Below are 15,087 nucleotides of genomic sequence, written 5' to 3'. Positions count from 1 at the left end.
ATACTAAGGACTTAGTGGTAATCCCTTAAACTGCTCCGCAGTTTTATGCCGATTGAAATTGCACCACATTATAGAAGTCAGGTGTTACCATAAGGTTGCCTTTCTAATTGGAAGTTTGTTGAAAAATAATATTTGGTTCATGCGCACAAATCTTTGGCCCCATAGGAATGCAGGATATTCCCACGTCCCACGTCCCACGTCTCACGTCCCACGACCCACGTCCAATTCACCTACGCCCAACCCGGCAGGGAGGTAGCGCTGCATCAAATCCTGCCTGGTCATAACAATATATTTGGGTACAAGCTTATCCCGGTAAGCCCCCAGCTTTTTAAAACCGCCGGGGTGGTATAGTCCGAGCATCCAGCGTTCATACCAGCTGATCAGAGTACGTAAAGGTCCTTTAGGCATATCATAAGCGGTGAACCCGAGGTGTTCGGTACCGCGGTGGAGCAGGGTGATGGCCAAGAGCGCCTTTATATGGCGATAACGGTTGTCTAATTCCAGTAACCTGGCTATGACAGGAAGCTCGCTGCGGACTTCCCGCAACGCGATCAGGGCTGTACGCTCGACTTTAACATTGTCCCCGATGGTATCAAGCAGGCGCTCATTGTTGATATGGAGTTCCATGTAAGTTTCTCCGGCTTTCAACACGCTGCCGTCCGGCATGGGCCAGTCCTTACCTCTGTATCGCCTGAGGGCGATCCTGAAAAAAGAGCTTTTGCCTTCTCGCAGGTCCCGGATTCCGCTTAACTTTCGAATAGTCCAATCGTATACGCCCCAAACCCGCCGGAAGCAGCTTTTAACAGTCAGACGGTGCTTTTTCATGGTGAATTCCTCCAAGGGGACAAGCCGCAAGCCTTTTTGCTGCAGTCCCCGCAAAATTGCGGGAAGGGCCTCAATCACATGAGCCGGGCCGCCTCTGGCCGCTCCGGCGGTCTTATCGCTGTCGTGCAGGATGAGAATGGCCCCGTCACGAACCCGGTTCAATACTTTCCTGGTGATGCTTTCAGGCGAGGTTCCTTTTGTCCAGTCCCAGCTCATAAAGGTCCAGAGCACCACTTTCAATCCCTTAAGCTGGTAATAGGCGATGGAAAAAAGGTTGAAGAGCCCCCAGGCCGGGCGGCAATACCGCACTTTTTGCCCGGTGAACTCCTCTATAGTACGGTTGGTCTCAATAATGTCTCTAGCAGTTGATACCGGTCCCAATAACCAGACCGGCTTATGCCAGAAACCATGGTTGCCAATCTCATGACCGGCTTCTACGATTTGCCTTACCAGTTCAGGGTTGGCCCTGGCTTTTGAACCGACCACAAAGAAACAGGCTTTTACCTGGTGGTCCCTGAGAATTCCCAGGATCTGCGGTGTATAGAAAGGGTCCGGGCCGTCATCGAAGGTGAGAGCAACCCTGCCGCCTCCTCTGGGGGCGCGGGAAATAGCGCCGATCCTGCCGAAGCGGATTAGAACAGTCGGCGCAACGGCGTAAGACAAAAACAGCAGTAACAAGATTTGTATGAAAGGCGTATCTATGAAAGGCGTATCCAAGGCATACAACTCCTTTTAGCTGGTCCTTGCAAACAGCTTTTCAACCGGGTAGGCAAAATAGAAGCAGGCCATTGACGCCAGGAGCATTACGGTAAGCATTATGACGGCCGAAATCCCGAAGGACCGCGCTACCAAACCGCCCAGGGCAGGCCCGATGGCAATGCCCGCGCCCTCAATAGTTGCAAACACGCCCCAGCCGGTAGCCTGCCGGTCAGGCGAGATAACTTTGGCCAGCAGGTTGTTCCAGGCAGGCAGGACGATAGCGTATGAAAACCCCAGCAGGGCAGCAAGAAGAAAGACGCTGACCATTCCCCTGGCCGCCGAAAACAGGGCAAGTGACAAGGCTGTCATAGCGAATCCTGTGCCCAGCAGGGTTTTAAGCCTGACCCGGTCGGCCAGACGGCCCATCGGCAGAAAGGAGATTGCCGCCGCTGATCCGGCGGACAGGAGAAGAAAGGCGTACTGGTTGGGGTTAAGACCGAGTTCAGTCTGAGCGTAGATGGGCAATAGCGGCAGCAACAGCCCCCCCGACAAGGTCTGCAGGAACATCCCTGGCAGAAGTATTTTTTTGACGGCCTGGTTCTGCGCCAATTTTACAATTTCTTTGTTAAAGGAAAAACCGGCGCCGCCAACAGTGATCCCTCCGGGTCCCCTTAGTGTTACTGCGGCAACCAGCATGGCTAAAATCCAAAGGCCGATCAAGAGCCAGAAAGCCAGCCCGTAGTCATTTACAATAAAGAAATTGATCGCCACCGGACCACCGCCGCCTCCGGCCAGCCACACGGCAAAGACCACGCCCACGCGAGCGGCCCGGTCGCTTGACTGAACCGGGGCCACATTGCTGATAACAGCCAGCCAGACAGGTGATACGGCCAGCCCGAAAAAAGCCGAGCCGGCAATCAGTACGGAAGTCGTTGGCTGTAATTTAATGATAAACAGGGCGAGCAGGCCCAACAGGAGCCCCAGGTGGATGACCCACAGGCCGCGCCGGTCCAACTCCCAGCCGGCTGTGCTTTTAAACAGCGTTTCGAACAAGTAGTGGGCTGATACGGCCAGCCCGGCTGCCGCCACCGATATGCTCAGGTAATTCACCGCATAGAGAGGAAGAAAAGTAAGGAAGAAGGCGCCTCTGGTGAATTCCATTAAAAAAAGGACCATCAAAAGGCCAAGATCTCTTTTAGAGGAAAGGATTATTTTCAGTTCATGCAAAAATTGAGCAACTCCTCCCCGTAAGAACTGGAGGTCTGTCTTAAGCCGTTTATTAGAGTCATTATACACCATGGAAGGTGTGGTAACAATTAGAACCAAAGAGTATTGAAAGGTTGTAAAAAAAATTAGGTATAGGGATGGTTTCCTTGCCATGCCTCTTCATACCAGTCAAGTTATAATAACCCTATAATGATGAAGTAATGGTGTCATAAAAAAACTGATAGTATGAAAGCGGGATGAGCTGAAATATGACATAAACCGGGGGATAGCGTGAAAGAATGGTGTACTTGTATATTGGCTGTCCTGGTATTTGTTTTCCTTCCCCTATGCTCTTTTACTCAGCGGTTTTTGATGTTCGCTGTCAACAAAACTTCTTATGAAAGATTAAATTATTGGCCGGGGGCGCCGGAGGCGTAAAACCGGCAGACCCCGGGGGTGGAACTAGACTTAACTAATGCTGATTTATGTCTAGTTCTTCTTAGCGTCTGGTTACAGCCAGCAAGTAAATTTCCTGTTGGTTGCCGCTCGCGTTATTCAAATTCTGTTCCAACTTACGCAGTTGGGTAAATTGTTCGTCGGTCAATTCCGCTACCTGCATACCTTTGGTATCGATGCTGGACATGTAAAATGCCTCCCCTTCCTCTTATTTTTTTGTAATCGTGACCCAGCTGTAGAAAAGCAGGGATTCAGTATATTTTGTCCCTTTGCGTCAAAAATAATTATTGCTAATCCTTAGCAGCTCCCTTATAATTTAAGTGAGAATGGTTCTCTTTATCACTGTATAATGATAATGATTATTATCTCCATTGTTCTTCATCGTTGTCATTATTTGGGGAGGTGACAACCGTGCAATTAGACAAGGCCAGTAGAGGACAGGTTGTTAAAATTACGGAAATTCCCAACGACCGTGTCCGGGTTCAGGCTATACGCTTCGGTTTGTCGGAAGGAGCGGTTGTAACCTGCCGGGAGGTTGTTCCCGCAGGGCCGGTAGTGGTGACCCGCAACAAGCAGGAAATAGCCATCGGCCGCAATCTGGCCAAAACCATCTCGGTTGAGCCATGCTAAAAGCTATCTGTATTGCATTGGTAATCACAGGAGGATGGAAAATGTGTATGATATTATCTTGAAAAGCACACGAAAGGTCGTAGGGCGTAAGCCGTAAGGCGTAAAAAGAACATCGCATTATCTTTTACCTGCCGGTCAGAGTTATGAGAAGCCTTAAAGATTAAGAACTGCTCAAATATTTACGCCCTACGCCCTGCGCCTTACGACTCTTCTGAGCTATGACCTGAAAAACCGGTTCATTTGTTCATACCGAATTCCTTGGACTCGGAGCTTATTACTGAAAATTTTTATTAAGGGTGTGACCCGGTGAACGATGGAATTGAGTCCAGGATTCCGGCAGGCGGGAAGAAAATAGTCCTGGCCGGAAATCCCAACGTAGGTAAATCTGTTTTCTTCAATGCTCTCACAGGATTATATGCGGATGTCGCAAATTACCCCGGGACCACTCTCGACATAGCCTGTGGCCGTTATAACGGTGATGTCGTGATTGATACGCCCGGGGTTTATGGTGTTTCGAGCTACAGTGAAGAAGAAGAAATCACCCGTGACATTATACTCGCGGCGGATATAGTGGTAAATATCGTCGATACGGTCCACCTGGAGCGGGATTTGTTCCTTACTTTGCAGATAATTGATATGGGCGTCCCGATCATAGTGGCCCTTAATATGGCGGATGAAGCAGAGCGGGGGGGGATGAGGATTAACCATGCTCTCCTGGAAGAACTCCTGGGCATCCCCGTTGTCCGTACAGTGGCTGTCCACCATACGGGTATTGATGAACTCAAGGAAAAAATCTACCAGGCGCGGCCCGGGCTGGTGGACAGTGCTCTACTGGAAAAAATAAGCCAGGTCAGTACCCCTTGCAGCAGGGGCGAGGCATTGCTGATCCTGGAAGGGGATCCCGCAGTCAGCCAGCGCTGCGGGGCTGCTCCCGGCGCTGAGCTGGAGTCGATTTACCGGAGCCGCCGGGAAAGGGCCAACCAGATTGCCTCTCTGGTAGTTAAGGAAGCCGGTGAAAATCAGGGATTTGCCGACAAGCTGGGGCGCTGGATGCTGCTTCCTGTTACCGGCTTTCCGCTTCTGTTACTGACCCTCTGGGGTATCTACGAATTGGTTGGTGTCTTTATAGCCCAGTATCTAGTGGGCTTTACCGAACCAATGATGAGTGGCTACTATGAACCGGCGATTCAATCGCTGCTGGGCGGCTTGCTGGGTCCCGGGTCGGTGCTGACAACTATTTTAGCGGGCCAGTACGGTGTGCTGACCCTCACCGTGACCTACCTGATCGGCCTCCTTTTGCCGCTGGTACTGGGGATTTTCCTCGTCATGGCCATTCTTGAGGATTCAGGCTACCTCCCGAGGATCGCCACCCTGGTTGACCGGAGTCTGAGCGCTCTGGGGTTAAACGGGCAGGCTGTCATTCCACTGATCCTGGGCTTTGGCTGCGTTACTATGGCCTGCATCAGCACCAGGTTGCTAAACTCGGACCGGGAGCGACGCATTGCCATTTTTTTACTGGCCTTTGGTGTTCCCTGCTCTGCCCAGATGGCAATTATTATGGCTGTGTTTGCCCGGCTGGGTCCAACTTACCTGCTCCTGTATATTCTAATTCTCTTTAGCATCCTGACTACCACCGGGACGTTTTTGGCGCGCTATCTGCCGGGTGTTCCCGCCCCGCTTCTGATTGAACTGCCGCCGTTGCGTTTGCCGCAGCCGAAAAATTTTATAAAAAAGGCCTGGACAAGATCTTATAATTTTATAAAAGAAGCCTTGCCGCTTTTTGCAGGGGGAGCTCTATTCTTAAGTATTCTGGAGGTTACGGGACTCCTGCAGGGTTTGCGCGCGCTGCTCACGCCGCTTACTGTAAACTGGCTGCACCTGCCGCCGGAAATTGCCGATGTCTTCATCATGGGCGCTATCCGCAAGGAATTTGGAGCGGCCACCATTATGAACCTGCATATGCTTCCCATCCAGGATTTCGTGGTAATGCTTACCTTGACCCTGACTGTCCCTTGCATTGCCTCAACCATGGTCATATTAAAAGAACGTGGATGGCGCGAGGGGATCCTTCTCTGGTGTGTCATTTACGCTCTGGCATTTCTCATCGGGGGAGTGACGGCACACCTGCTGGAGGCCTTTAGTAAATCCGGCGCTCTGAACGCCTCATCCTCATTGTTGTTTGGTTTAATAATTTTTATAACGGGCGCTGTACTGGTCCTGTCCATGTGGTTCCGGCCGCGCAAGGCAGATTGATCTTTTTTTATATACTGTGAACACAATAACCAATATGGTATAATATATTTTGGTTTTTCAAGTTTCCGATTCTTTTTGTATATGTGTTAAAATTTACCTCCAGGTGATGCAATGCAGACTAAGACAGGCCTGTGCACCATACTGGCCGTTATTATTATGCTGTTATTCCACAGTCCCCGGCCTGCCGTTGCTGTTCCTGAGATTTCCGGTGAAGCGGCAGCGCTAATTGACGGCAGGAACGGGCAATTCCTATATGAGAAAAATCCGTATCAGCAGATGTACCCGGCCAGCACCACCAAGATCCTCACTGCTGTTATTGCTCTTGAAAACAGCAAGCTCAATGACATGGTAACGATAACGGCCGAAGCCTGCAACGTTGAGGGGTCGGCTCTTGGCCTCCTGGAAGGGGAAAAGATGTCGCTGGAAGACCTTCTCTACGCCTTGATGCTGAATTCAGGCAATGATGCGGCTGTTGCGATTGCCGTTCACGTAGCAGGTTCGGTGGAAAAGTTTGCTGATCTCATGAATGAAAAGGCTGCCGAGGTAGGGGCGGTGAATTCTCACTTTATTAACCCCAACGGCCTGCCTGACCCCAATCACTACAGCACTGCCCACGATATGGCTTTGATTTCCTACTACGCCATGCAGAACCCTGAATTCAGGAAAATAGTGGCCACTAAAATCAGGACCATCGACAGGGGTGACCCCATGGCCCAAACCTATCTTGAAAACCACAACAGGCTCCTGTGGAATTATGAAGGGGCTGTCGGGATAAAAAACGGATATACGGAAATAGCCAGGCAATGCCTGGTTTCGGCTGCGAACCGCAACGGCAGGGAACTGGTGGCGGTGGTCCTGAAGACCGAAGGCGCCAACATCTGGACCGACTCGCAAACTCTCCTTGATTACGGTTTTAACGATTATAACAACATTTGTCTGACTGAAGCGGGCAAGTTTGTTGGGGAGGTTCCCGTCCGCTACGGGTTGGACGAGTCCGTGCCTGTGCAAACGGGCTGTTCCTTAAACTACAACTTCCCGACGGATAATCCTGCAGATTTCAGGCCGGAAGTCAAGCTGGCAGCCAATGTTAACGCGCCGGTAAAAGCCGGTACAAAGTTGGGTGAACTGGTCTTCTTTGAAGGCGACCGCGAGTTGGGCAGGGTCGACCTGATCGCACAAAAACAGGTTGATCGAAAATTACTCGTCCAGATTTGCCCCTGGTTGATAGCGGCGCCGGTCCTGGCTCTTTTACTGGTAATTGTCAGAGTCCATAATAATGCCCGCCGCAGGCGCTGGAAAAGATACAAACAGAAATATTACCTATCGCAAAACAACCAGAGCCTCAGGTAGTTTTCAACTTTATAATTTAAGCAGATAAACCTGCAAAATATTCTTTATAGGCTTTTGTTTTTGGATATTTAGAATAAGACGTATTATTAAGGAGAAGACAGCATAAAGTAAAAAGACCCCAAAGGAATGCTTGCATTCTCACGTCCCACGTCTCACGACCCACGTCCCAACAATATCCTTTAATTGACACTTTCCCCAACTTTCATTATACTAACAAAAAGGACAGTTCTGGTGGTGTAGTAATGAAAAATTTAATCTCCGATGTTGGTGATAAACTAAGGCAAAAAGAGTACAAACTTACTTCCCGGCGGGAACTGGTTTTGAGAGTGCTGCTGGAAAATAAGGACAAGCATTTAAGCGCCGAGGAAGTCTACAATTTAGTCAAGTCAAAGGCGCCTGACACGGGACTGGCCACGGTTTACCGGACCCTGGAATTGTTCCACGAGTTTGAGATTATCCACGCTATTGATTTCGGTGACGGGCGCAAGCGCTACGAGTTGGGAGCGGGTTTGGGGCACAGCCACCAGCACCATCATCTCATCTGTACTCAGTGCGGCAATATCATCGAGGTTAATGAAGATCTATTGGAAGAACTGGAGAATCGCGTCTGCCAGCAGCATGAATTTACAATTACAAACCACCAGCTTAAAATCTTTGGTCTTTGCAAGAACTGCTCGGCGCCAAAATAAGTCTCGGACTTTTTGAATAGTTACGTACCGGGAATTCCAGCCATGCTATAATCTTAGTATGGATTTTTATTTTTAGGGGGGTAAGTGATTTGCCTGACGGATACCTGGCGATGGTTTTGCACGCCCACCTGCCCTACATCCGCCACCCGGAAGACCCCGGTATTATGGAAGAGCGATGGCTCTTTGAGGCTATCACTGAGTGTTATCTTCCGCTGGTCCAGTCCTTTGAAAAACTGGTAAAGGACGAGGTTCATTTTAGTATCACCCTGTCCCTGTCACCGCCGCTGGTCGCTATGCTGAACGACCACCTTTTGCAGGAGAGGTATTTACGACACCTGGATGCCTTGATCCGCCTGGCGGAAGCCGAGATTTACAGAAATAGAGACAATACAGCCTTTCGTGACCTGGCTGTGATGTATTTTGAGCGCCTCAATGTGGTCCGTCGCCTGTTTGAAGAAGATTACGGCGGCAATCTTCTCCTGCCCATCCAGAGCCTGCAGGCCCTGGGGGTGTTGGAAGTGATTACCACCTGCGCGACACATGGCTACCTGCCGCTGATGCAGACGCGGGAGGCCAGGAGAGCCCAGGTGCAGCTTGGGGTGGAACAATACATAAGGCTTTTTGGCAGGCCTCCGGCAGGCATGTGGCTGCCGGAGTGTGGTTATGTGCCGGGCATTGATGAGATTTTGAAGGAATTCGGAATCCGCTACTTTTTTGTGGAAACGCACGGTATTACTAACTCCAGCCCCTCTCCACGCTACGGTGTGCACGCTCCGGTTTACTGTCCCTCGGGTGTGGCGGCGTTCGGAAGGGATCCGGAGAGTTCAAAGCAGGTCTGGGATCGTGATACCGGTTACCCCGGGAATCCCTTTTACCGCGAGTTCTACCGGGACATCGGTTATGACCTGGACTTGGATTACCTGGCTCCCTGCCTGCCTGGCGGTAATATCCGCTGTGACACCGGGATAAAATACTATCGCATTACCGGCAAGGGGCACAATAAAGAGTCCTATCAACCAGGTCTGGCTGAGCAACGGGCAAACATGGACGCCCGCAATTTTGCTTTCAACCGGGGGGAGCAGTTAAAATACCTGTCCGGACGGATGGACCGTAAGCCTATCGTGGTAGCACCCTATGACGCTGAGCTGTTTGGCCACTGGTGGTATGAGGGTCCCATATGGCTGGAAAACTTGTGCCGCGCCTGCGATACCGGGGAATATGGGGTGAAGATGACGACCCCCGCTAACTACCTGGGCGATTATATGGATAACCAGGTGGTGAACCTGGCTGCCTCCAGCTGGGGTGAAGGGGGTTACAACCTGGTATGGCTAAATCCCACCAATGACTGGATTTACCGGCATATTCACCGTGCTGAAACAGCTATGGTAGACCTGGCGGATCTCCACCCGGCTGCCGGCGGAGCGGTACGGCGCCTGCTCAACCAGGCCGCGCGGGAGCTGGTCCTGGCACAGAGCAGCGATTGGGCTTTTATAATAAAAACAGCTACTGCAGTGCAGTATGCCGTGCAGCGTATCAGCGATCACATCGGCCGCTTTAACACCCTGGCTTTGCGTCTCAGTGAAGGAGAAATCAACGAGGACGAATTAGCGGATTTTGAAAAAAGAGACAATATTTTTCCGGAAATGGATTACAGTATATACAGCCGCCATTACCGGGTCAAACACTTACGCTCCGGTGAGAAAGGAGAAGCATTGAAAATAGTGATGCTCTCCTGGGAGTTTCCGCCTCGTACGGTAGGCGGTCTGGCTCGTCATGTCAACGACCTTTCGCGGGCGCTGGCCCGCCTCGGGCAGAATGTCCATGTGATCACCTGCCCCGCGCCGGAGACGCCATCTTACCAACTGTTGGAGGGTGTCCATGTCCACCGTGTTGACCAGTCACTGCTCACTTCCAAGGACTTCATGGAATGGGTAGGGCAGTTGAATGTGGGGATGGTTGAACTGGCAGGCGAACTTATGGGGGGAGAACCGTTTGACCTGGTCCACGCGCACGACTGGTTGGTCGGGGACGCGGCTATAACACTGCGTGATCGCTACGGGCTGCCCCTGGTGGCGACCATCCATGCCACGGAATACGGTCGCAACCGGGGCATCCATAATGAGCTTCAGCAGCGCATTCACCAGTTGGACGCCCGCTTTGCCCTACAGGCTACACGGGTAATCTGCTGCAGTAATTATATGGCCAATGAGGTCAACACCCTGTTCAAAGTCCCCCGCAGTATTGTGCATGTCCTTCCCAACGGGGTGGATCCGTCCAATCTGGGCAGGCCCAAACAGTTGGTGCCGGGCAAACCCGACACTGTGTCCGGTGAAAAAACAGTCTTCTTTATTGGTCGCCTGGTTCCAGAGAAAGGGGTCCAGGTACTGCTTGAAGCCATTGCCCTGCTCCTGCCGCACATACCGGAGCTGAAGCTGCTGGTGGGCGGTATTGGCCCTTATGAAGCTTATCTCAGGTCTAAAGTTCGGGAACTGGGTCTGAATGACCGGGTGGTCTTTCTTGGCTATCTGGATGAATCCAGGCGGAACCAGTATCTAAAGCTGGCAGATGTCGCTGTTTTCCCCAGCCTTTATGAGCCTTTTGGAATTGTGGCGCTGGAAGCAATGGCCGCCCAGGTCCCTGTAATTGTTTCGGATACCGGGGGCTTAAGCGAGGTGGTCTCACACGGGATGGACGGTTACAAGGCGCCCCCGGGCCGCCCGGACCTCTTGGCCTACTACATCCGGGAAATTTTAATCAACCCTGGTCTGGCCCGGGATTTGAGCAGGCAGGCCTGGAAAAAGGTGCTTACGGTCTACGATTGGCAGAGTATCGCCCTGGGGACTCTTGAAGTGTACCGTGAAGCAATAACTTCATACAGCGAGGCAGGACAGGCGGGATAAATTTATTTTGCACAATCATAATAACTAAAAATAAAACGGAAGCAGGGGGACGGTTCTTTTGCTTCCCTGAAAATAGCTGTTCAGCTCGCAGAGCGAATCCCAAAAATGTATAAAAGGTGCGAATTCATTGGGCACAAAAGGTACATTAGACAACCATGCTGCTGATGCGGCATCAGCAGAAGGATGAAAATTTATATTTTCAGGATAAATGCTTTGTGCGTCATTTGTACGAGCTGACAGTAAAGGCGGGAGCGGTTTTGTTGAAGCGGGTGGTTAGTGTCAGCCTGGGCTCAGCCGGGCGCGACCATGAGGTTGAAAATGAGGTTTCCGGTTGCCGGCTGCTCATTCAGCGTTTCGGTACGGGCGGGGACCTGGACAGAGCGGCAAAACTCCTCAGTGACCTGGACGGCAAGGTTGACGCGCTTGGTCTGGGGGGAGTGAATCTCTACCTGCGGGCGGGAACCAGACGCTACCAGCTCAGGGATGGGGCGCGCCTGGCCGCCCAGGTCCGCCGTACGCCGCTCGTGGACGGCAGCGGCATAAAGGATACCGTAGAAAAGGAACTGGTCCGGTTTATCCAGAACCAGGCCGGCTGGCCGCGGCAGGGGCAGGTTGCTTTAATAGTCTCTGCGCTTGACCGCTGGGCTCTGGCAGAATCCCTGGAGGAGGCCGGTTGCCGGCTGATAATCGGGGACGCGCTGTTTGCCCTGGGGCTGCCGGTACCCTTTCACTCCCTAAAAGCTTTCAGCGCAGCCGCACGGGCGTTCTTGCCCCTGCTGTGCCAGCTTCCCATAGGTTTCCTTTATCCCCTGGGTAAAAGGCAGGAGACCTCGCGGCCGGGATTTGAACACTTCTACCAAAAGGCCGACATTATTGCCGGTGATTTCCATTTTCTGCGTTACCACCTGCCCGCCGACCTCAGTGGGAAGAGCATCATTACAAGTACCGTGACAGCCGGGGATGCTCTTGAACTGAAAAGAAGGGGCGCCCGGTGGCTGGTTACAGCGGCGCCTTCTCTGGAAGGCAGGTCTTATGGTTCCAACGTGCTCGAAGCAATTTGTGTCGCCCTTCTTGGCGGGGGCCCCGCGGCAAACCCTACGTTGTATCCCGGCCTTTTAAAAGAGATAGGCTGGGGACCGCGCTTGGAAAGACTAAACTGAAGTTGGACGTGAGTCGTGGGACGTGGGAATATTCTGTATTCCTATGGGGTCAGGGTTTTGAGACCGATATGCGAAGCTGTACCCCAGCAAATGTAGGTGAGAATTCATTCCCGCACACATCGCTAAGTTTTCATATCTGCTGGCGAGCTATAGCGAAATGTGCAACTAACAATGAAAATGCACTTTGTGGGGACAATGGGCGACATATGTCTATGGAAGGCAATGAGAAGGCAATACGTAAGCAATAAGAACCGTCCCCTAGGCGTCCTTGTTTCACCTGTCACAAAAAGTGTGCCCGAAAAGGCTTGACTTGCGGGTTTGGGGTTATCCGGAGCGAACGGAGCACCTGGGTGCGTTCCGTAGCGCGTGCGTTGCATGCAGAAAAGCTTATATAGCGCGTAGCTACCGGATGGCTGTCTGTAGATGCGGTCGGCACAACGAGCTTGAAGCACAAATGGAGAATTGCGAAGAGAGCGGAGGATAACCCCAAGCCCACTACCCCAAAGGCTTTTCGAGAACCAGCCCCTATGCGTCCTTTGAGCTAAGACAACATTATATTTAGTGGGACAGGAAACGAACATCTTGTCTCACCTGTCTCAAAAAGTATGCCTGAAAAGGCTTGACTTGCGGGTATGGGGTTATCCGGAGCGAACGGAGCACCTGGTTGCGTTCCTTAGCGCGTGCGTAGTTTGCAGAAAAGCTTGAATAGCGCGTAGCTACCGGGTGGCTGTTTGGAGATGCGGTCGGCATAACGCTTTTGTTGCACAAATGTAGAATTGCAAAGAGAGCGGAGGATAACCCCATGCCCACTACCCCAGAGGCTTTTCGAGGACCAGTTTTAGTGCTGGCGGGATTAAACAGCTAAAATAAGGAGGTCAACATGATCTTTGAACCTAACGGACAGGCCACAGGCATCGGGAGTATGCCGCAGCATGACCCGGCTGATGCTCTTGACATGATTAAAAAGCACCTGCCGGAAATTCCCCACTGGCCCCAGTTGCCGCAGCGGGGCAGGGAGGAGCATTTTGTCAACCAGTTCCTCAAACCGCTGGTAAAGATTGGACTGCTCGTCGATGACGGGAATAAAACCTTTTTTGACACCACCAAAGATGACTGGGACACCCGGCTTACAGAATTTTATACCACATATCTTGCTGCTGAAGAAGGTGACCTTGCGGCGCTTAACGAATTTGCCTTTCCCGTGGAAGCGGCGGCCGGGTTTTACGCCTTTCTGGAAGATTTGCAAAAAGGCGCAGGAGATGCCCGCATGCTGAAAGGCCACGTGGTGGGTCCTATTTCAGCTGCTTTCCAGGTTAAGGATGAGCGGGGCCGTTTCGCCTATTATGACGAGCAGTTGAGAGATCTGGTCGTAAAATCAATAGCCACCAGCGCGGCCTGGCAGGGGACGGAACTGGGCCGCTTCGGTTTACCGGTAATGATTTTTATTGATGACCCCGCGCTGGGTATCTACGGGCAGTCCAACTACATAACAGTCACCAGAGAAATGATCCTGGAGGACTTCAGTACTATTTCGCAAGCTATTCATGGAACAGGCGCGCTGGCCGGAGCGCACTCCTGTGACGCTATCGACTGGTCCCTCCTTTTTGAATCGGAACTGGAGGTGGTCAGCTTCGACGCTTATAATTACTTCAGCTCACTGATTCCTTTTATCCCGTCGCTAAAAAGTTTCCTCGGCCGGGGGGGCTCGCTGGCCTGGGGCCTGATCCCAACCACTAATGAACGCGCCATGGACGAGGATGCGGATTCATTGCTTGGCATCCTGGATGGGGAATGGTCGGAACTAACCGGGCGCGGGATTGACCGGGATACTATTTTAAAGCGATGCCTGATCACTCCGGCCTGCGGCGCCGGTTTGCTTGACCTGGCATCCGCTGAAAGGATCTACCAACTGACTTCTCAGGTCTCACAAAGAATTCGCGACAGGAAAGGACTTCGGTAAAAGTGATACCTGTAGATTACCACCTGCACACCAACCTGTGCGGTCACGCCTCCGGCGGGATCGAAGATTACCTGAACCAGGCTGTCAGGAAAGGTATAAAGGAAGTTGGATTTTCCGATCACTTTCCTCTTTATTTCCTGGCGCCGGGGGAAATCATACCTGATTATGCCATGTCCGAAAATCAACTCCCGCTTTATGTGGAACTGGTAAAACAGGGCGCCGGAGTATCTCCTATTAAAGTAAAGCTTGGAATTGAGGTGGATTATGTCCCCGGATTCGAGAAAAAGCTGGCTTTCGAACTTGCCGCCTACCCTTTTGATTATGTTATCGGCTCGGTGCACTTTATTGACGGGTGGGGGTTTGACAACCCTGCTGAAATAGGGGAGTACGGCAAAAGGGAATTGGGAGCAGTCTACGAGCAGTATTTTAAACTTGTTCAGCGGGCAGCCCTGAGCGGGCTTTTTGATATTATGGCCCACCCTGACCTGATCAAAAAATTCGGTTTTCGTCTGGAGCGTGACCTGTCACCTCTATATGAAGAAACGGCGCGGGCTTTTAAGAAGGCCGGGGTTTGCGTGGAGGTGAATTCGGCCGGGCTCAGGTATCCGGCCCGGGAAATATATCCGGCCCCTTCCCTGCTTGCGATATTTTACCGGCATGGCATTCCCGTAACTTTGGGGTCGGACGCCCATGCCCCCGATCAGGTTGGCGCGGGTCTGGATGAGGCCCTGAAGTTGGTAAGAGCAGCCGGATACAGGGAGATTACTTCATTTAATCGTCGGAAGAGGAATTTGATCAGAATATAATCAGCTTCAAAAATTAGGGTCGCCCAGTTGCGGCCTTTTTTTGTTGTTGGATAAAAAAAATAATAAAAATGCATTTTGGATGAAGGATATCATCTTCATATATAGAATAAGTGGGTTAAAGTGGTGATTAGTGGTGTAAGTTGAAGCGTACTG

11 protein-coding genes are annotated in these 15,087 nt (G+C 51.6%); 8 read left to right on the top strand and 3 right to left on the bottom strand.

The genetic code is table 11. The features are described from left to right. Positions 1 to 201: 201 nt before the first annotated feature. The 3 genes from Psch_RS14235 to Psch_RS14225 form a co-directional block, all read right to left on the bottom strand. Positions 202 to 1,542 carry a polysaccharide deacetylase family protein gene (locus tag Psch_RS14235; protein ID WP_190258556.1) on the bottom strand — a complete coding sequence of 447 codons (1,341 nt, stop codon included), beginning with the start codon at positions 1,540 to 1,542 and terminating at the stop codon, positions 202 to 204. Positions 1,543 to 1,557: 15 nt separating this feature from the next. Next, positions 1,558 to 2,751: an MFS transporter gene (locus Psch_RS14230; RefSeq protein ID WP_190258555.1), complete on the bottom strand. Its 1,194-nt coding sequence runs from the start codon at positions 2,749 to 2,751 to the stop codon at positions 1,558 to 1,560. A gap of 478 nt (positions 2,752 to 3,229) precedes the next feature. Beyond that, positions 3,230 to 3,373 carry a hypothetical protein gene (locus Psch_RS14225; RefSeq protein ID WP_190258554.1) on the bottom strand — a complete coding sequence of 48 codons (144 nt, stop codon included), beginning with the start codon at positions 3,371 to 3,373 and terminating at the stop codon, positions 3,230 to 3,232. 224 nt (positions 3,374 to 3,597) lie between these two features. Here Psch_RS14225 and Psch_RS14220 point away from each other — a divergent pair, with 224 nt between their 5' ends. The 8 genes from Psch_RS14220 to Psch_RS14180 all read left to right on the top strand — a co-directional run bounded on the left by Psch_RS14220 (position 3,598) and on the right by Psch_RS14180 (position 14,934). Next, the gene (locus Psch_RS14220) at positions 3,598 to 3,816 is read left to right on the top strand and encodes a FeoA family protein (RefSeq protein ID WP_190258553.1); all 219 of its coding nucleotides are present in this window, start codon (positions 3,598 to 3,600) and stop codon (positions 3,814 to 3,816) included. 306 nt (positions 3,817 to 4,122) lie between these two features. After that, complete coding sequence (feoB, locus tag Psch_RS14215; protein WP_243124126.1) at positions 4,123 to 6,069, top strand: ferrous iron transport protein B; 1,947 nt, start codon at positions 4,123 to 4,125, stop codon at positions 6,067 to 6,069. Between the two features lie 111 nt (positions 6,070 to 6,180). Then, positions 6,181 to 7,419 (top strand): D-alanyl-D-alanine carboxypeptidase family protein, encoded by a 1,239-nt coding sequence (locus tag Psch_RS14210; RefSeq protein ID WP_190258552.1) that lies wholly within the window; start codon positions 6,181 to 6,183, stop codon positions 7,417 to 7,419. A gap of 242 nt (positions 7,420 to 7,661) precedes the next feature. Next, positions 7,662 to 8,108 (top strand): Fur family transcriptional regulator, encoded by a 447-nt coding sequence (locus tag Psch_RS14205; protein WP_190258551.1) that lies wholly within the window; start codon positions 7,662 to 7,664, stop codon positions 8,106 to 8,108. Between the two features lie 89 nt (positions 8,109 to 8,197). After that, a complete protein-coding gene (locus tag Psch_RS14200; RefSeq protein ID WP_190258550.1) occupies positions 8,198 to 11,008 on the top strand; it encodes a 1,4-alpha-glucan branching protein domain-containing protein in 2,811 nt (936 codons plus the stop codon). Between the two features lie 269 nt (positions 11,009 to 11,277). Beyond that, a complete protein-coding gene (locus Psch_RS14195) occupies positions 11,278 to 12,168 on the top strand; it encodes a quinate 5-dehydrogenase (protein WP_243124163.1) in 891 nt (296 codons plus the stop codon). A gap of 880 nt (positions 12,169 to 13,048) precedes the next feature. Then, entirely contained in the window at positions 13,049 to 14,128 is a 1,080-nt protein-coding gene (locus tag Psch_RS14185; protein ID WP_190258548.1) for a uroporphyrinogen decarboxylase/cobalamine-independent methonine synthase family protein, read from the top strand. Positions 14,129 to 14,130: 2 nt separating this feature from the next. Then, positions 14,131 to 14,934, top strand: coding sequence for a histidinol-phosphatase HisJ family protein (locus tag Psch_RS14180; RefSeq protein WP_190258547.1), 804 nt, complete (start codon positions 14,131 to 14,133; stop codon positions 14,932 to 14,934). Positions 14,935 to 15,087 lie beyond the last annotated feature (153 nt).

This window comes from Pelotomaculum schinkii, assembly GCF_004369205.1.
Lineage (GTDB): Bacteria > Bacillota > Desulfotomaculia > Desulfotomaculales > Pelotomaculaceae > Pelotomaculum_C > Pelotomaculum_C schinkii.
The sequence above is the reverse complement of the archived record's forward strand: the minus strand, read 5'-3'. Positions and strand labels throughout refer to the sequence as shown.

Excerpts from the sequence above, each read along its gene's own strand:
- Psch_RS14225 (WP_190258554.1), bottom strand. The coding sequence starts at position 3,373 with ATGTCCAGCATCGATACCAAAGGTATGCAGGTAGCGGAATTGACCGAC.
- Psch_RS14185 (WP_190258548.1), top strand. The coding sequence starts at position 13,049 with ATGATCTTTGAACCTAACGGACAGGCCACAGGCATCGGGAGTATGCCG.
- Psch_RS14205 (WP_190258551.1), top strand. The coding sequence starts at position 7,662 with ATGAAAAATTTAATCTCCGATGTTGGTGATAAACTAAGGCAAAAAGAG.
- Psch_RS14210 (WP_190258552.1), top strand. The coding sequence starts at position 6,181 with ATGCAGACTAAGACAGGCCTGTGCACCATACTGGCCGTTATTATTATG.